This window comes from Sphingomonas sediminicola (assembly GCF_014489515.1).
Classification (GTDB): Bacteria; Pseudomonadota; Alphaproteobacteria; order Sphingomonadales; family Sphingomonadaceae; genus Sphingomicrobium; species Sphingomicrobium sediminicola.
Genome location: NZ_CP060782.1, coordinates 604,352 through 621,876 on the forward strand (window position 1 = coordinate 604,352; position 17,525 = coordinate 621,876).

General features: G+C 62.8%; 15 protein-coding genes, 1 tRNA gene and 1 pseudogene. 7 read left to right on the forward strand and 10 right to left on the reverse strand.

Annotated elements, in window-relative coordinates; translation table 11 throughout:
* Positions 1-32: 32 nt before the first annotated feature.
* Both H9L14_RS03375 and H9L14_RS03380 read right to left on the reverse strand, forming a co-directional pair.
* On the reverse strand, positions 33-1,709 hold the full coding sequence (locus H9L14_RS03375; protein ID WP_187709228.1) for a DEAD/DEAH box helicase: 1,677 nt from the start codon (positions 1,707-1,709) through the stop codon (positions 33-35).
* 42 nt (positions 1,710-1,751) lie between these two features.
* Positions 1,752-2,930 carry a BaiN/RdsA family NAD(P)/FAD-dependent oxidoreductase gene (locus H9L14_RS03380; protein ID WP_187709229.1) on the reverse strand — a complete coding sequence of 393 codons (1,179 nt, stop codon included), beginning with the start codon at positions 2,928-2,930 and terminating at the stop codon, positions 1,752-1,754.
* 362 nt (positions 2,931-3,292) lie between these two features.
* Between H9L14_RS03380 and rpsA the strand changes: the two are divergent.
* The 5 genes and pseudogenes from rpsA (at position 3,293) to H9L14_RS03405 (ending at position 8,580) form a co-directional block, all read left to right on the forward strand.
* A pseudogene (rpsA, locus tag H9L14_RS03385) lies at positions 3,293-5,037 on the forward strand (30S ribosomal protein S1).
* A gap of 106 nt (positions 5,038-5,143) precedes the next feature.
* On the forward strand, positions 5,144-5,440 hold the full coding sequence (locus H9L14_RS03390) for an integration host factor subunit beta (protein WP_187709230.1): 297 nt from the start codon (positions 5,144-5,146) through the stop codon (positions 5,438-5,440).
* A 33-nt stretch (positions 5,441-5,473) separates the two neighbouring features.
* Positions 5,474-5,559, forward strand: a tRNA-Leu gene (locus H9L14_RS03395).
* A 122-nt stretch (positions 5,560-5,681) separates the two neighbouring features.
* Positions 5,682-7,289, forward strand: a complete 1,608-nt coding sequence (locus tag H9L14_RS03400) for a putative bifunctional diguanylate cyclase/phosphodiesterase (protein ID WP_187709231.1) — start codon at positions 5,682-5,684, stop codon at positions 7,287-7,289.
* A gap of 601 nt (positions 7,290-7,890) precedes the next feature.
* Positions 7,891-8,580, forward strand: coding sequence for an FkbM family methyltransferase (locus H9L14_RS03405; RefSeq protein WP_187709232.1), 690 nt, complete (start codon positions 7,891-7,893; stop codon positions 8,578-8,580).
* 10 nt (positions 8,581-8,590) lie between these two features.
* Here the strand turns inward: H9L14_RS03405 and H9L14_RS03410 are convergent, their stop codons facing one another.
* A complete protein-coding gene (locus tag H9L14_RS03410) occupies positions 8,591-9,901 on the reverse strand; it encodes an MFS transporter (RefSeq protein WP_187709233.1) in 1,311 nt (436 codons plus the stop codon).
* 531 nt (positions 9,902-10,432) lie between these two features.
* On the opposite strand from H9L14_RS03410, the gene H9L14_RS03415 reads away from it, so the two are divergent.
* Positions 10,433-10,831, forward strand: coding sequence for a hypothetical protein (locus H9L14_RS03415; RefSeq protein WP_187709234.1), 399 nt, complete (start codon positions 10,433-10,435; stop codon positions 10,829-10,831).
* A gap of 52 nt (positions 10,832-10,883) precedes the next feature.
* Here H9L14_RS03415 and H9L14_RS03420 read toward each other — a convergent pair whose 3' ends face one another.
* Entirely contained in the window at positions 10,884-12,164 is a 1,281-nt protein-coding gene (locus H9L14_RS03420; protein WP_187709235.1) for a tetratricopeptide repeat protein, read from the reverse strand.
* A complete protein-coding gene (locus H9L14_RS03425) occupies positions 12,152-12,397 on the reverse strand; it encodes a winged helix-turn-helix domain-containing protein (RefSeq protein WP_187709236.1) in 246 nt (81 codons plus the stop codon). Before H9L14_RS03425 ends, H9L14_RS03420 begins: the two co-directional genes overlap by 13 nt.
* A gap of 148 nt (positions 12,398-12,545) precedes the next feature.
* Here H9L14_RS03425 and H9L14_RS03430 point away from each other — a divergent pair, with 148 nt between their 5' ends.
* On the forward strand, positions 12,546-12,857 hold the full coding sequence (locus tag H9L14_RS03430; RefSeq protein ID WP_187709237.1) for a hypothetical protein: 312 nt from the start codon (positions 12,546-12,548) through the stop codon (positions 12,855-12,857).
* A 183-nt stretch (positions 12,858-13,040) separates the two neighbouring features.
* Here the strand turns inward: H9L14_RS03430 and H9L14_RS03435 are convergent, their stop codons facing one another.
* From H9L14_RS03435 to H9L14_RS03455, 5 genes are all read right to left on the reverse strand, one after another.
* Positions 13,041-13,583 carry a hypothetical protein gene (locus H9L14_RS03435; RefSeq protein ID WP_222949909.1) on the reverse strand — a complete coding sequence of 181 codons (543 nt, stop codon included), beginning with the start codon at positions 13,581-13,583 and terminating at the stop codon, positions 13,041-13,043.
* Positions 13,584-13,728: 145 nt separating this feature from the next.
* Complete coding sequence (locus tag H9L14_RS03440; RefSeq protein WP_246444715.1) at positions 13,729-14,670, reverse strand: ATP-grasp domain-containing protein; 942 nt, start codon at positions 14,668-14,670, stop codon at positions 13,729-13,731.
* Positions 14,671-14,780: 110 nt separating this feature from the next.
* Positions 14,781-16,259 (reverse strand): peptidase MATCAP family protein, encoded by a 1,479-nt coding sequence (locus H9L14_RS03445; protein ID WP_187709239.1) that lies wholly within the window; start codon positions 16,257-16,259, stop codon positions 14,781-14,783.
* Positions 16,163-16,618: a hypothetical protein gene (locus H9L14_RS03450; RefSeq protein WP_187709240.1), complete on the reverse strand. Its 456-nt coding sequence runs from the start codon at positions 16,616-16,618 to the stop codon at positions 16,163-16,165. Before H9L14_RS03450 ends, H9L14_RS03445 begins: the two co-directional genes overlap by 97 nt.
* Positions 16,615-17,400 (reverse strand): N-formylglutamate amidohydrolase, encoded by a 786-nt coding sequence (locus tag H9L14_RS03455; RefSeq protein WP_187709241.1) that lies wholly within the window; start codon positions 17,398-17,400, stop codon positions 16,615-16,617. Before H9L14_RS03455 ends, H9L14_RS03450 begins: the two co-directional genes overlap by 4 nt.
* Between the last annotated feature and the right edge of the window lie 125 nt (positions 17,401-17,525).

Consider the following 17,525-nt stretch of genomic DNA (forward strand, 5'->3'; position numbering starts at 1 on the left):
CGGACTCGATGCCGTTGCACTTACCGCGACTTCTATCTTGATTTGTCAGCTTGCCATTTGGGCTTCACGCGCGGGTGGCTCTTTGATGGTCGCACCTGCGGCGTTGGCGCTCCTCCGCGAGGCGGGGCCTGCTCGATCACCAAGCCTTCATCCTCTGGCGCGATCGTGGCCCGGCGCAGCGCCTTGATAAAGCCCGGCGTCGCGCGCTGGGTTACCTCGAAATAGCTTTCGTTCGCCGCCACCCTGATCGCTCCGATGTCGTTGCGGCCGATATGACCGTAGCGGCAGATGACCGGCAACAGCCAGCGGGGGTCGGCGTTGTGGCGCCTGCCGGCGTTGATCACGAACCAGGTCGATCCCTCGAACCCTGCTCGTGGACCCGGCTCGCGCTCTTCCTTTCCGCCTGATGCGAGGATGTCCTCGGGTGCCGGAAGGTCGGTGCGCAGCGCTCGAACGAGCGCGCCGGCGATTGCATCCGGGGTCAGCTTTTCCATCAGCTGCGCGGCAAGCTGCTGGTCTTCTTCATCAAGCTCGACCGGCGCGGAGAGCGCTTCGAGGAGGCGGTCGCGATCTTTCGTGCGAATCTGGTCGGGGGTCGGTGGCTCGATCCATTCGGCGTCGATGCGCGCCCGCTTCAGCATTGCGTCCACCGCGCGGCGCCGGCGGAACGGGACCATCAGCACGGCGATGCCCTTCCGCCCGGCTCGGCCGGTCCTGCCGGATCGGTGCTGAAGCGCCTCCGCATCGCGAGGAAGCTCGACGTGAATGACCAGCGAGACCGAGGGCAAGTCGATGCCCCGGGCGGCCACATCGGTCGCGACGCATACGCGCGCTTTCTTGTCGCGAAGGCTCTGGAGTGCATTGTTGCGCTCGCTCTGGCTATGTTCCCCCGACAAAGCGACGGCGTGGAAGCCGCGCTCGGTCAAGCTTGCATGAAGGCGACGGACCGCGTCGCGGGTCGCGCAGAACAGGATCGCGGTCTCGGCTTCATGCAGTCGAAGCAAATTGACCACCGCATGCTCGATGTCGGTTGGGGATACCGCGACGGCCTGATAGGCGATGTCGGCATGAGCCTCACTCTCGCCGATCGTCTCGATGCGCAGCGCATCCTTCTGGTAGCGGCGCGCCATCGCCACGATTGGTCGCGGCATGGTGGCGGAGAATAGTAAGGTCCGGCGTTCATCGGGCGTTGCGTCGAGGATTTCCTCCAGCTCTTCCCTAAAGCCCATGTCGAGCATCTCGTCGGCCTCGTCGAGGACTACGGCCCGCAAGGCGGAAAGATCGAGCGCGCCCCGTTCGAGATGATCGCGAAGACGGCCGGGCGTTCCGACGACGATGTGAGCGCCACCCTGCAGCGCGCGACGTTCCTTCATCGGGTCCATACCGCCGACGCAAGTTACCACGCGAGCTCCCGCCGGCGCGTAGAGCCACTGCAATTCCTTGCTGACCTGGATTGCGAGTTCGCGGGTCGGCGCGATCACCAGGCCGAGCGGTTCGCGGCTCCATGGTGCCTTGTCGCCTTCGAGCAATTGATCCGCGATCGCCAGGCCGAATGCCACGGTCTTGCCCGAACCGGTCTTGGCGGAAACGATCAGGTCGCGGCCATCAGCCTGTTCCTCGATGACCGCCGATTGGACCGACGTCAGCGTGTCATAACCGCGCGCGGCCAATGCCTCCGCGAGCGCGGAGTGAATTCTTGAATGTTGCATGGCGCCAGCGCCTACGCGGAATCGCGCCGGAGCGGTAGGGGACTAGAGAGATTGCGCAGCGGCGTGCGCGCTGGCCCAGGCCCATTGGAAATTATAGCCGCCAAGCCAGCCGGTGACGTCGACCGCTTCGCCGATGGCGAGAAGGCCGGGGACGCGTTTGGACTCCATCGTCTGCGATGACAGTTCGGCAGTGCTGATGCCGCCGATCGTGACTTCGGCCTTGGCGAAGCCCTCGCTTCCGTTAGGCGCGAATTGCCACTCGGCGAGGCGGTGCTCGGCGGCGTCGAGTGCGCGGTCGGGTATGTTTCCAAGCTCAAGGCCAATCCCGAGCTGGTCGGACAGCGTCTCCGCAAGCCGGTCGGGAAGCGTGCGCCCGAGCAACCGGCGAAGCGTGATACGCGGATCGTCGCGCTTTGCCTGACGAAGCCAGCCGGGGCGAAGATCGGGCAGGAAGTCGATCGTCACAGGATCGCCATGCCGCCAATAGGATGAAACCTGCAGGATGGCGGGCCCGGACAGACCGCGATGGGTGAACAAGGCAGCTTCCCGGAAGCTTCCGTTTCCGGCGCGGGCGACGACCTCGGCGGAAACGCCGGATAGCGTCTTGAACAGCGCCTCCTCCCCGGAAAGAGTCAGTGGGACGAGCGCGGGGCGCGGTTCGACGATCTTCAAGCCGAAGCTCCGTGCCACGTCATATGCAAAGCTGGTCGCACCGAGCTTTGGGATGGACAGACCACCGCTGGCGAGCACGAGTGCGGGCGCCTGCGTCACGTCTTTGCCGAGACTGACCTGGAACGATCCGTTACGGTGCTCGACGGTCGCCGCCTGACCGAATGCGGTCTCCACCTTTCCGGCGGCGCATTCGTCGAGCAGCATCGCGACGATCTGCTTCGATGAGCCGTCGCAGAAGAGCTGGCCGAGCGTCTTCTCATGCCAAGCGATGCCGTGCCGATCGACCAGGGCGATGAAATCCGCTGGCGTAAACCGGCTGAGCGCGGACTTGGCGAAATGGGGGTTGGCCGAGAGAAAGTTGCTGGCGGTTGCACCGATGTTCGTGAAATTGCAGCGGCCGCCGCCGGAAATCAGGATTTTCCGGCCAGGCTCCGGCGAGTGATCGACGAGCAGGATGCGGCGCCCGCGCTGGCCGGCCAGCGCCGCGCAGAACATTCCAGCCGCTCCGGCACCGATGATGATTGCGTCGAACGAGCTGGTTTTCGGCATGGACAAAGCCCTATGCGGCTATGTTCAGTGTCCGCAATGGCTTCCCGCGCTCCGCAAGCCGTCACCGGCGCGCATCGCTCCTTGCCCCACGCCCCCTCTAGAGTAAGGCCCCCGGCGTCCGGCGGGCGGCTATTCCCCTCTGGACAGCCCGTCTCAATTGGCGAGCGCGTGCGGTGAACCGGCTTTCCGGCACCGGAACGCGCTTTTTGCATGATGGGCTGTCTTCGGGACCAGCCGCTCCAAAGGACGCCACCACGGGATGAGCCCGCGGCGGCAGTGCATTGAACCAGGTCCGCATGTGAAGGCTCGCCATGGTGGCGCGCTCGCGGCAGGCCGAATGAATACGAAAGACTATCCACTTTATGGCAACCACGACATTTCCGACCCGCGACGATTTCGCGGAGCTCCTCAACAAGTCGCTCGGCGGAGAGAACGAGACTTTCGAGGGCAAGGTCGTCAAGGGCACGGTGACCGCGATCGAGAACGACCTCGCGGTGATCGACGTGGGGCTCAAGTCCGAAGGCCGTGTGGCGCTGCGCGAGTTCGCCGCGCCCGGCCAGAAAGCGGAAATCAAGGTCGGTGACGAAGTCGAGGTCTATGTCGACCGCGTCGAGAATTCGCAGGGCGAAGCGATGCTGTCGCGCGACCGCGCTCGCCGCGAAGCCGCCTGGGACAGCCTCGAAAAGGAATTCGAAGCCGGCAACCGCGTCGAAGGCGTGATCTTCGGCCGCGTCAAGGCGGCTTCACCGTCGACCTCGGCGGCGCCGTGGCCTTCCTGCCCGGTTCACAGGTCGACATTCGTCCGGTCCGCGACGTCGGACCGCTGATGGAGGTCCCGCAGCCGTTCATGGTGCTCAAGATGGACCGCCGCCGCGGCAATATCGTCGTGTCGCGCCGCGCCATCCTCGAAGAGACCCGCGCCGAGCAGCGCAGCGGCCTGATCCAGAGCCTCGAAGAGGGGCAGGTGATCGACGGCGTCGTCAAGAACATCACCGATTACGGCGCGTTCGTGGACCTCGGCGGAATCGACGGCCTGCTGCACGTGACCGACATCAGCTACAAGCGCGTCAATCACCCGAGCGAGGTGCTGAACATCGGCGACACGGTGAAGGTGCAGATCATCCGCATCAACCGTGACACGCAGCGCATCAGCCTCGGCATGAAGCAGCTCGAGACGGATCCGTGGGAAGGCGCGGCGGCCAAGTATCCGGTCGGCGGCGTGTTCCAGGGCCGCGTGACGAACATCACCGAATATGGTGCGTTCGTCGAGCTCGAGGCCGGCATCGAGGGCCTCGTCCACGTGTCCGAGATGAGCTGGACCAAGAAGAACGTCCACCCGGGCAAGATCGTCTCCACCTCGCAGGAAGTCGAAGTGAAGGTGCTCGAGGTCGATCAGGAGAAGCGCCGGATTTCGCTCGGCCTCAAGCAGGCCCAGGCGAACCCGTGGGAAGCTTTCGCGGCGACCCACCCGGTCGGCTCGACCGTTGAGGGCGAGGTCAAGAACTCAACCGAGTTCGGCCTATTCATCGGCCTCGAGGGCGAAGTCGACGGAATGGTTCACATGTCGGACATCGCCTGGGGCGTGTCGGGCGAGGAAGCTCTCCAGCTGCACCGCAAGGGCGAGACCGTTCAGGCGCAGGTGCTCGACGTCGACGTCGAGAAGGAGCGCATCAGCCTCGGCATGAAGCAGCTTGAGCGGGGCGGCGTTTCGGCCGGTGCGGCCGGCGGCAGCAGCGCCAAGAAGGGCGAGATCGTCACCGTCGAGGTTCTCGAGGTGAAGGACGGCGGGCTCGAGGTCCAGATCGCCGAGGGCGGCGCTTCGGGCTTCCTCAAGCGCACCGACCTCGGCCGCGACCGCGACGAGCAGCGTCCGGAGCGCTTCCAGGTCGGCCAGAAGTTCGACGCGATGATCATAGGTCTCGATCGTTCGAAGAAGCCGAACTTCTCGATCAAGGCGATGCAGATCGCCGAAGAGAAGCAGGCGGTTGCCCAGTACGGCTCGTCGGATAGCGGCGCGTCGCTCGGCGACATCCTCGGTGCGGCCCTGAAGGAAAAGCAGGCTGCTTCCGAGACTGCGACCGAGAAGAAGACCTCGAAGAAGAAGTAACAGTGTAAGGGGCGGCGACACTTGCGCCGCCGCCCCTTTCCTGACAGCGTGCATCCGCCTCTTGGGAGAGGCGTCAGTCATTCGAAAACATACCTGCGGGGATGAGATGATTCGCTCGGAACTGGTGCAGAAATTGTGCGGCGATTTTCCCGACCTGACCCAACGTGAGGTCGAAGGCGTCGTGGGTGCCCTGTTCGATTCCATTACCGACCAGCTTGCAAAGGGCGGCCGTGTCGAGCTTCGCGGCTTCGGTGCATTTTCGACGCGCCAGCGCGACGCCCGTGTCGGGCGCAATCCGCGCACCGGCGACCCGGTGTCGGTCGACGCCAAGCGCGTGCCTTACTTCAAGCCGGGCAAGGAAATGCGCGAGCGCTTGAACTTAGGCGAGGTTACTGCCGAGTAGCCGGGGCGCCCTACCGTACCCGCGGCTGGACAAGCGGACGTGGCGGAACGGTAGACGCTGGGACTTAAAATCCTCTTCCCGTAACGGGAGTGTGGGTTCGATTCCCACCGTCCGCACCAGCATCGAAATCCAGTGATGCCGGGGGCATCACGATTTCGAGGCTCCGTCGGATGGCGAGAAGGGGCATTTGTGCCCGCCTCTCAACGTAAATTATTAATCTTGTGCGCGTAACGAACCGTCTGTGTTCACGCGTTCGCTCTCGCTGAGAAGCCGCGCGCCGCTGGATAGCGCGCGCCACGACTGGGTCGTGCTTGGGACGGTCATCGCGGCCGTCGTCCTGCTTATCGGTAACGGCACTTCGTTCTTCCGTGAGCTGGCGCGAGCCCAGGCCATTCTCGGCCCTGGTGCGCAGGTCGCGGCAATCGCGCTGACGTTGAACGTCGCCCTGATCCTGTTCGGCTGGCGGCGTTACGTCGACCTGCAGCACGAAACGGAGCGCCGCATCGAGGGCGAGCGGCGAGCCGCTATCGCGGCGTCGACCGATGCGGTCACTGGCCTGCTCAATCGCAAAGGCTTCGCTGACGGCACCGAGGATCTTCTCGAGAAGGCCGAACAGGAGAATGCATCGCTCCTGATCGTGTCCCTGCAGCTGCATCGTTTCCGGTCGATCTATGACCGGCACGGCTACGATACTGGCGACGCTCTGCTCCGCGGCATTTCCGGGACGATCCTGGAAAATGCGGGGGAGGGCACGGTGGTCGCGCGCATGGGCGGCGACGAATTCGCTATCGCCAGCCTCCTCAAGAGTGAGGCTCGCGAAGAAGCGGAGAAGCGTGTCGAGTCCTTGCTCAGGCTCACCACTCGGCCGTTCGATATTGACGGGAAAATGATCCAGGTCGGCGCATTTGCCGGCATGGCCGCGGCCCGTCCGGGCGAGGTGCGTGTGCCGGACCTGCTTCGGCGCGCGGATATCGCCCTCGATGATGCGAAGTCGGGACGCGTCGTCCGGCCGATCTGGTTCGATTCCGCAATGGAGCGGGCGCTGATGGCGCACGGCGAGATCGAGCAGGGCATCCGCTTCGGCCTCGAGCACGAGCAGTTCCTGCCGTTCTTCGAGCCGCAGGTGGACCTGCGCACCAGCGAGATCACCGGCTTCGAAGTGCTTGCACGCTGGCGTCACCCGCTCGCGGGCATCATCTCGCCGGACCAGTTCATCCCGGTCGCCGAGGAAATCGGTGTAATTGATCGCTTGTCCGAGCAGGTGATCCGGTCGGCGCTGATCGCGGCGCGGGACTGGGATCCGTCGATCAAGATCTCCGTCAACATCTCGCCGTCGCAATTCTCGGATGGCTGGCTGGCCGAGCGTATCGTCCGCATCCTGACCGAGTGTAATTTCCCGGCCGATCGGCTGGTGGTGGAGATTACGGAGACGTCGTTGTTCGGCGACATGGATCTCGCGCGGAGCATCGTCACAAGCCTCAAGAACCAGGGCATCCGCCTGGCGCTCGACGACTTCGGGACCGGCTTTTCGTCGCTCTCTCACCTGCGCTCGCTTCCGTTCGACATCATCAAGATCGACCGATCCTTCGTGACCAACATCCACGAGAGCGGGCAGAGCGCTGCGATCGTTCGCGCGGTGGCCACGCTCGCCGACGCGCTCGAAGTGCCGATCCTCGTCGAGGGCATCGAGAACGAGGCGGCGCACGCCGCGGTGCTGGCGATCGGCTGTTCGAGCGGACAGGGCTGGTACTTCGGAAAGCCGATGGAGGCGGACCAGGCGGCCCAGCTCGTTGCCCGCCGGTCGGAGCCGTCGACGAAGGCGACGAATAGCTCGACCCGAGCCGCCTAACCCGATTTCGCAATCCTGAAGAACGTCCCGTTTCGAAACGGCGGGAGCGCATGTCTGCGCGGGGGCGTTGTGTGCATGGTTAAAAGCATCTTAAGAAGTTCCCATGCGTACCTTGCGTCCCGCGATTGCAATCGACCCACGCCTCTTCGGCAGGCGCATGCCCGGCTTCATCCTGGGCAGCGCCAAAGAAGGCGGCTTGGTCATCAGCGATGATCTCAAGCTGTTCGCGACAACCTTCGCGATCGGCTTCCTGTTCGTTTCCGTCCTAATCTTTTGATCCCGAGCCGTTTCGAAGCCAGCGTAGTTCGCTGATTCAGCTGAAGGCGGATCCGTTGACCGCGCGGGCGGCGGTAATGGCTTGAGACTGTCATTGCGGCGCAAGACGCCCTGCTTGATAAATGTAATCGATCGGTCCGCCGCGTCGGAGCTATGCCCGTGATACTCGGGTTGCTTTCGGGGGTTGTGGGGTATGGTAAGAGAGCCGGACGAAACCGATTGGTGGGTAATGACCGGCTGTCGAGGCAATCCCCGAAGAAGCTCGAAAGTGCGCCTTCAGGCCGGGTAGCCTCGCCGACCGGCAAGAAGGGAAGCTCCTGCAAGGATGAATTGGCGGCGGCTTCTTTCCCGTAGGCGATACATCAGTCCCGAAGAGGAAGCCTACCGCCGGTTGCTAGCCAAGGGCTGGCGGCCGAAGGCGATCGTCGACGTCGGCGCCTATCAAGGAGATTGGACGCGTCTTGCTCGCCGGGTGTGGGCCAGTACGCCCGGCTTGATGGTCGAGGCCCAAGAGAGCAAGCGGCCGTATCTCGAGGCGCTTTGCAGCAAGGAAAGCGGCCTACGGTTTGAAATGGCTGTCCTTGGCGCAAAATCTGGCAAGTCCGTTGAGTTCTACGAGATGGAAACCGGCTCATCGATGTTTCCCGAGCGGAGCGACGTGCCGCGGACGGTCACGACGCTCACCACACGAACGCTCGACGACCTTACGGCCGGATTGCCCGACGGCCTGTTCCTGAAGATTGATGTGCAGGGGGCCGAACTGGAAGTTCTCGAGGGTGGGCAGGCAACGCTTGCGCGTTCTGGCCTTGTGCAGCTGGAATTGCCGTTCGTGGCTTACAATGAGGGTGCGCCGCCGCTCATGAAGACCCTCGGTTATATGGCCGATCGCGGTTTCACGCCGCTGGACATCAGCGGGTTCAGCCGGCCCAACGGTGTCGATCTCGCCCAGATCGATATGCTTTTCGTACCGGAAGATTCTTCGCTTCGGCGCCAGTTCTTTCACTTCCGCCAGTAAGGGCACTCGCTCAGTCGCAGGCGAGGTGGAGCTTCCATCCCAGCCAGGCTGCCACGATGCTTCCGAGCGCCACCAGGAACAGTGTTTCCGCGACGGACACGCCGACAAGAACGAGGCCTGTGAGCATCAATGTGGCAACGACCATCGCTCCGGAATTGACGATATTGTTGGCAGCAACGGTCCGCGCGGTCTCCGACTTGGGGACAGTGGTCGTGAGGAAGGCGTAGAGCGGGACCACGAACATTCCGCCGGCGATCGCGATTCCGAGCAGGTCGAGAACGACCGCCCATCCGAGCGGATGGCGCAGGAATTCGCGTGTGCCGACGAGCTCGGGCGATGCCGACCAGTCCTTGGCCAACACGTAAAGAAGCAGGACGAAGACGCCCATCATCAATGCGGACGAAGGCGCGAAACGGGCGGAAACCTGCCCTTTCAACATGCGGTTGATTGCGACCGAACCGATTGCGACGCCGACCGAGAAAACCGCGAGGAAAAGGGTGGCGACGCTCTGGTTGGCGTAGAAGACGTTCTTCACCAGGGGCGGGAATTGAGCCGCCAGCACGGCACCCATAGCCCAGAAGAAGCTGATCGAAAGGATTGCGAGGAAAAGCCTCCTGACGTGCAGCGTCGCGCTCACCAGCGTGACCGAGGCGCGCACGATGTGCCAGTCCATGCCTCTATGCGGATAGCCGGGAATTTCCGCATCGTCAGCCGCAAGGGCTTGAGGAACGAAACCGCCTGCTATCCGGCCGATCAGCGCGACCAGCAGGACACCGACGGCCGCGAACTCTGCGTGGAAGGTTCCGTCCGGGCGCTGCACCACGAGGATTCCGCCGAGGATCGTTCCGCCGAGGATGGCGATATAGGTTCCGGCTTCGACCAGCCCGGTGCCGCCGAGCACCTCATCCTTGTTCAGATGCTGCGGCAGGATCGCATATTTGATCGGCCCGAAGAAGGTCGAGTGCACGCCCATCGCGGTCAGCGCAACGAGCAGCAGCGGGATGTTGTGGAGCAACAAGCCGCCCGCGCCGAAAAGCATGATGGCGATCTCGGCCGATTTCACGATCCGAACGATCTTCGCCTTGTCCATCGCGTCGGCCAATTGTCCCGACAGGGCCGAAAGCAGGAAGAATGGCAGGATGAAGAGGCCGCCCGCGATCGCGCTGAACGCCGCTTCCTGCTCCGCGTCGCGGTAGATGCCGTAGATAACGAGCAACACCATCGAGGTGCGGAAGAGGTTGTCGTTGAAAGCGCCAAGGAACTGCGTCGTGAAGATCGGCAGGAATCGCCGAGTGCGCAGTAGGTGAAGGGAGTCCTGCATCAGCTAATGGTCAGCCGACTGGGCCTCTTACGCGAATCCATCGCGACGGCTGTAGCGGCTCTTGGGCCGGGGCAAGGCGGAGTGGTTAAGCGGGGAGCGGCCACGAGCACAACGGGGCCGTGAAACCGATACGCTTCCGTTCCAATATTCAGCTGTGCGACAGCAGCACAATGCTTTGGAGGCCGCTCCACAGCGGTTTTACAGAGAGGGAGCATCATCGATGCACAGGTTGGTTGTTGCGGCGTTGGGAGTTGCAACAGTTTTGTCCGGCTGCATGGTCCGGGAAGCGCGGATCGCACTCGCGCCCGGGTTGGCTGAATCTGCTGAGCGCATCGAATTGACTGGGATGGGAGGAGGCCGAAGCGGGGACTTTCAGCTCGGCCAAGGATCGGGAACATTCACCAGGTCCGCCGAGCGTCTCGGAGTCTTCGACCCCTGCTGGTGAGGCACCGCGGCGGAGGCGCTTTTCGCCTTCGAGAGTCGACTGACGGGATCGAACTGGCCGGCCGCTGTTCCTATCGCGAGGGCATCGTGAACGCCGGCCCCGTATCGGTCACGCCTGGCCGGCTCGTTTTCCACTGTGACTTCGCGCGAGGCGGACGTCGCATTGATGCGTCTTTCAGGATCGCCGACCCGAAGTCGGCGCTGGGAATGCTGCATGGACGCGACGAGCGCACTGGAATGCTCGTCTATGAAGGGCGGGAGATAGCTGTCCGTTCGATCCATCGGGACATTGCCGGAGGCCTGCCCACCTCCACTGCGCTGGGGTACAGTTTCTCGGCTGACGGCCGTGAGATCGGTGCGGTTGACCTGAACGGTCTCAACAAGACCTTGTATGTCCCGCGAAGCGGGCCGGACCGCGAAGCGGTGATCGTGGCATCGGTAGCGCTGTCTACCTTTTGGGATCCCGCGATCGTGCAACAAGACTGAGCAGCGGTTCGAATGGTCGTTTTCGGCGGGAAGCAGACACTGAAAAGCATTTCTAACGCAGGAGATAATCGGGTCTGACACCCCGACTGCGCCAGTATTCCGTCAGACCGATTCCGTTGCATAGTGCGAGGAAGCGCGGATCCCTCCGCATGCTCGCGCAAGGCGGGGTGAAGAGCCATTGGACTCCGTTACGCCAGGCTGTGTCGTTGGCGATTTCCTTGCCACCCTCACTTTGGGGCACGATCTTCCCGCGCCAGAGAAGGAATCCGTCGGCAATTTCGAAACTGGCGTCCACCTCACCGAGCGCCGCTAGAATCATGACTGCATGTGCGGCAAGTTCACCAGCTTTCCTGGCTGCATCGAGGCACGCATTGCGAGCCGTTGTGATCGTCATCGCTGATCGCTGGTCCAGCGCGGGGAGGCACGCTCCCCACAACGTGGCCAAGGCGGGGTCGAGCATATTCGGCTCACCCTTGAGCATCGCCAACGCGGCTTGCGCACGGTCCGTCAGCGCGAGAATCAGGAACCGAACCCACCACGTCCCACCGTCTGCGGGATAGAGGGCCCGCACCTGGTCCACGACCTTGTCAGCCTGCGCAACTCGCCCGGCAATCCAGAGCTTCAGTGCTCGCCGACCGAGCAAATCGGCCGAAAGCGGCTCGATCCTCAGAGCACGCTCGTTCCAGCTCCATGATTCCGCGTTGAGACCCGCCGACTGCAACAATCCGACAAGCTCGGTGATCGCGATCACGTTCGAAGGGTCGATAGTGATGATCTGCCGAAGCTTTCGGTCTCTCGATGCCCAGTCTAGGGTGGATCCCTGCAGCTCGAACATCGCGAGCAGCGCGTTCGGTTCTCGCGGATCGATAGAGAGCGCCTTCCGGATCGCTTCCTCGGTTGCGGGAATCCAAGGACGCTCCTCCGGTCCACCGGACAGGCTTTGAGCGTGCAGACTGCGTACGAGCGCCAGCAGGCCCCATGCCTTTGCGTCCTTCGGTCGGATCGCAACGGCCTTCTCAAGGCTCCGGGCGACGCCGTCGTCGAAGCGAAGATTTCGAACCGCCTCATGCGCTTGCTTCATTAGGCGTTCGAACTCGCGATCCGATCCAGAGCGGCCGGTCAACCATATTCCTGCCGCGCCGGCTGCGGCGATGGCAGCAGCGCTCGAGGCGAACAGTGCGCGCCGCGAGAAATTCGAAGGGGGAACTAGTGCGGGAGTTGATTGCAGAAGGGGCAGGATATCGCCGGAAATGCGATAGCCGGTCCGCGGGATGGTTTCGATTTCGAAAAAGCCGGGCGCGACGGCGGCCGGGATACGCTTCACCCGGGCCATGACGCGGTTAAGGCTTTCATTGCCCACGAGATTGCCGCCCAGCATTGGTCGAATAGCTGGTCGCGCGTTACGACATCGCCGTCGGCGTCGAGCAGTAGCAGGAAGGCCTGCATGATCAGCGGCTGGAGGTGGATCGATCCCGCTGGTCCCGCGACCAGCCGCCGCGACGGGCTCACGTGTAAAGACCCGATCTGAAAATCGGATCGTACGGCGAGATCTCTTAGTTTCAGCATTTGCGGTTCGCTGCCAGGCGGCCCACCTTGATCACTGTATGATCACAAGTTGGTTTCTAGATGATCATCGCAATCCAAAGCAATTTCCATCCCTCTGCTCCCGCTCGACCAAGCGCCGGAATCAGTCGTGGGTCGGGCGAAGGAGGATATGATGAGAAAGCTTGGACTATTGATCGCTTGCGGAGCGGCCGTGCTCGGAACTGCTGCCATGGCTCACGATACGGCAACAGGCTTTTCAAGCCGTGGAGCTTGCGAAGCTGCAAGCGCGAGCATGAGCAATGCCGAGCAGGATTGGCTGGTCGAAACCTTTCCTCAGCTCTTCGACACGGCCGGGGAAGCGTCGAGCTTCCTGACAAAGGCCTGGACATGCGATCTCAATGCATCGGACGGTCAGTTCTATATCACCGACCACATCGAGGAAATTCTCGGCAGCAGATGGTTCGATCGGCGCAACCACTAGCCTTCAGGGCCGTCGCGACGGCGCTGGAAGGCCTCAGCGGTGACAAAGCAAAGGCGGTCCGACAGGGTGGACCGCCTTTGCCTTCGACACACCCTTCGGAAACGGCTCGCTACGCCAGTTGGGCGAAGTTCGGGCGCCGATTGCGCCGAAGTGCGTAACCCGCGATGGCGAAGCCGAACAGCATCATCCCCAGGTGGCGGGCTCCGGGACCGGAGGTGCGCCAGGGGTGTAGATGGCTGCGTTGGAGAAGCCCTCGGGATGGTCGAGGATTATCGAACTGGCGCCCTCGGTGCCGAAGTCGAACAGCCAGAAGACCGACACATTACCGTCGGTACCGTCAACGTTTCCGAAATGCGCGCCGATAATGGTCAGGCCGAAAAGCGTCTGCCCGAAGTCGAGCACGTTGCCGCTCACCAATTGCATGATCTTGGTGGCGTCAACTGCCGCCCAATTGCCATCCCATTCGAAGTCACCGGGAAGCAATTCGATCGCGTCCTGGGCGTTCGCAATGTCTGTCGGGCTGCCATTGATGAGATTGCCAGCGAAATAGCCCGAGCAGGCAAGGGCGTCGGGGTTCGTCATCGTCGCGTCGCACACGCTCGTTACCGAAAGGAGACTGGAAGCGCTTCGATCAGGAAGGGTTGATCGGGTTTCCTTGGCGTAAGCGGAACTCGAAACCGCGACAGCGGCTGCGGATAACAGACCGATCATTAAGCGACGCAACATCACGCCTCCTCACTGGACACCGATACAAGCGTCCCCAGAGAGAGGGCCCGCCGCGCCAGTAAACAGTCGTTAACCATCTAAGTTCCCGCTGTTATTACATGATTCGAGTGTGTCATTTTTGGACAACATGCCACTCTAAGTGAGCTTACAAAATCGCCAGGTGCCGGTTGTCGAATGTCTGCGCGTACTGGCTGGCGATATCGACCTTGCGTTCGATCGCCTCGACTACGGTCTCCGAGAAGTCGACGCCGGCGAGCTTCGAGCAGGATTCGAGGTTTCCGGGCGAGAAGACGTTCACCTCGAGGATCTTGTCGCCGACGATGTCGACTCCGACCAGGAACATGCCGTCGGCCAGCAGCTTCGGGCGGATGATTTCCGCGACCTTCAGCTCGGTCTCGCCGATCTCTACCGCTTCAGCCTTTCCGCCGGCGTGGATGTTCGAGCGGATGTCGTCCTTGGCGGCGACACGGCGGAGAGCGGCATATTTGCCGTCACGCTGGAGCGGCTTGCCGTTCATGATAAACAGGCGGATGTCGCCCTTCTTCGCGGCGGGGACATAGGCCTGCGCGATGATGTAGCCGTCGCGGCCGATCGCCTCGATCATCTGGTTGAGGTTGGATGCGTTGTTCGGATCCAGCTTGAACACGCCCGACCCGCCGGAGCCCTGTAGCGGCTTCAGGATGATGTTGCCTTTGTGCTCCTTGGCGAACGCCTTGATGTCGGACGCATGCTTGGTGATGAGTGTCTCCGCGCGCGCTTCGGTCGGGAAGCTCTGAAAGTAGAGCTTGTTGATCGCCCGGCCGAGACTGTCCGGATCGTTGAGCACGATCACGCCGCGCTTGGCAGCCTCGCGTCCGAATAGGATTCCGGGCTCCATCGCCCATGGCCGATCGCTGTCGATCGACGGATCGTTGCGGAGCATGATCACGTCGACGTCGCCGAGGTCGACGCGCTCGATCTTGCTTTCATTACTGCTCTTCAGCGCTTTGAAGAACTCACCGCGGTCCTTGTACTTGCGCTTGGGCAGGAAGCGCCCATGCGCGAACAAGGTGTCATCGGGATTGAGGACGAAATCCTCAGGCGTGATGTAGCAGACGCCATGGCCCGCATCATGGCCTGGTGGGCGAGCACGGTCGTTGTGTAATTCTCGTACTCGCGCTCGATGTCGTTGACGAAGAAAGCAATCAGCAATTGGGTTCACTCCGGATCGAGAAGCCGGTCAAAGGCGAGGCCTTCGCGAAGCCGGGCGATCCGACTTTTTGAATCATCCCGTTCAAGGAAATCGGGGACGAATACCGGCGCGTGAAGAAGTCCGCGCAGAAGCAATTCCTCAATGGCATCGACATGCTCCGGCGCGATTTTGCCCAACCAGAACGCGTCGAGCGACGCGCCGGTTGCGACGCGGTCCATCACCGCCCGGAAACCCTTGAGATAAATGGCGTCTTTCGCGAACCCGCCCGAACGGAAGACGCGTGCGCACAGATCGAACGCGACCCGTTTGCTGAATCCGAGGTCGTTCGTCAGCCGGCGATAGACGTCGATGAACTCCGCGCCTTCGATCATCGCTTCAACGGCGACCACACGGCCAGCCAGAAGCCGCAGCCGGGAGCTGGTCAGCCCGCCTACGGCCCATTCGGCGAAGACGCCGAGCCCCTCCTGGATTCCCTCATATTGCGCGAGACCGGTGCGGAAGATCGAAAGGCCTTGGGTTGAGCCGTTGAAGTAGGTCAGCAAATGGACGCTGACCTCATGGGAAAGAAGGGCGTCGAGACGCGATTCAGCCATCGACGTTGCGCTCGAGATCAGCAGCCGGTCGCCGGAGACCAGCAAACCAGATACGTCGTCCCGAACCTCGACCTTCGCTTGAAAGCGTTCGTCGATGGAACGGTACCGGCTGACGAGATCATTGGCCGCGGCGGCGACATCATGCGCGCCGATCTTCTTCCCGCGAGTCATGCCGGGCTTCACTGCGCCGAGGACGGCGTGTGCATCGCTCAGCAACTGCCGACTGACGGTGCCGTACAGGAGCATCGACGCGGGCCGGAACCCGGGCGTGTTGCGGGTCGCCAGCAGGGTGAGCTGGTAGTCGATCTCCCGCCTTTTCTCGCTGAGCAGACGCTCGAGCAAAGGGTCCTCGAGGCGCGACAGGTCGATCTCGTAAAGCTCGCGCTTGGCGATGTCCGGGTCGACCGTCAGCGGCCGGTAGCGGAACTTGGGCGGCTTCTCTTCACATTGGGCGAAGAAGCGCGCCATCGCGTCCTGCGAGTTGATCGGCGACAGCGACAGCAGGAAATCGAAGCTGTTGGCGATGTTGTCGAGCTTCCGGTCCGCCTCCAGGGCGGCCTTGAGGAATGCACTTCGTCCGAGTGAACGATGGTGCAGCGGCGGCGAGGATCCAGCGGCTGCCATATAGGCCGCGGCGGAGCGAAGGATCGCATCGGTTAGTGCGATCGCAAGGTCGTGGGTCAGCTGCGGATAGAGAGTGCCATCGGGCGCCCGGTGGATTTGGGGAATACACAGGTGGATGCGATCTGTGTGGTCCAGCTCCCCGAACAGACTGTGTTTAAGGTGGGCCGCCTTCACGTCCGGATGGCGCAGCTCGACCTTGATCTTCTCGATAGCCTTCGAAAGCGTGTTGAAGGCGACCCGCGCCCCCTTGCTTCCGGAATGCCCCACGCAAACATCGAAGTCGGGGAGCCGGGGGAATCCTCCGCGTGCGGTTTCCAGTCTTCGTCGGCAAGCTCGAAAACGATGACCGGGCCGAGCTTTTCCCGGATGGCTGGAAGAACGGCATCGAGCGCCGCACGCGCCTCCGCATCTTCATCCGGAGACCAGATCAGATAGGAGGGACTGTTCATCGCCATCCGGCGGGCAATGCCGTTTTCGGGGTCCGATGAGCGGTGGAGGACAATGAAGGGCAGCCAGCGGTCGAGGTGGATGCGGCCGGCTTCGCCGACTTTCTTGCGCAACTCGCCACGGGGCCCGAAGCTCGCGAACCCGTCGGACGCCAGGCGGAGGGCGGCGCTGCCTGTCATCCCAACAGCCGGTCCGAGGTTTCGGCCATGAAGGCGACGAAGCGGCGCATTGCGGCAAGCTCGGCGGGGTCCGGCTCACCGGTCCATTCGTCCATGAAGAACTTCTTGAACTCGACCGCGATGGCGCAACCGCGTTCCGGGTAGCGCTCGTGGACAAAGCGGGTCTGGTTGCCCTTGCCCTGGAAAGCGACGTTCTCGCGGACGTCGAGCTTTCGCCCGTTGAAGTCGAATTCCCGCAGGGACTCCATCAGCGGGTCAATCAGGAACGCCCAATGATCGCGCGGCATAGAGAAGGTGCCGATGTTGATGTCGGGTGCGTCTTCCTGCAGCTGCGGAGCGCCGTCGGGCCCGTCGCGCCGGTGGTTGTAGCTGTGGATGTCGAGCAGAACGAAGCGAGGGTGGTGTTCCGCGACGCCGTCGAGCATCTCACCCAGCTGTCGGTAATAGTCGGCGTGCAGGTCGAGCGATCGTTGGACCAGGCCGTCATCGGGCTGTCCGGGCTTCCAGAGCTCAAGGCCCCAGCATTGGTCAGGCGTGCAATAGACGGCGCCCTCCGCCGGACGGTTGAGGTCGAACTCGAAGCGCGAGCGATGGACGATTGTGTGCGCGGGCACGTCTAACACGGCCTGCCCGGTGAACGGATCTTCCTCGCGCAGCCGTTCGGCATCGCCGAGCGCTACGGCCTCCGAGATTTCCGGCCGGAGGTCGTGCCCGTCATGGATCGCGGTCGCGACGATGCGGCCCGGCCCAGGCCGAATTGTCCAAGGTTCTGTAGCTTCCATTGGTGTGAAAGCGCATGGACCCTGCGTGAGTTTCCTAGGACGTCAGTCGGTGATGAACTCGTAGGCGTCGCCTTCACCGCGACGGGCGTTGATTCCGCGAGCGCGGCGGGACCCCGCATCTCCCG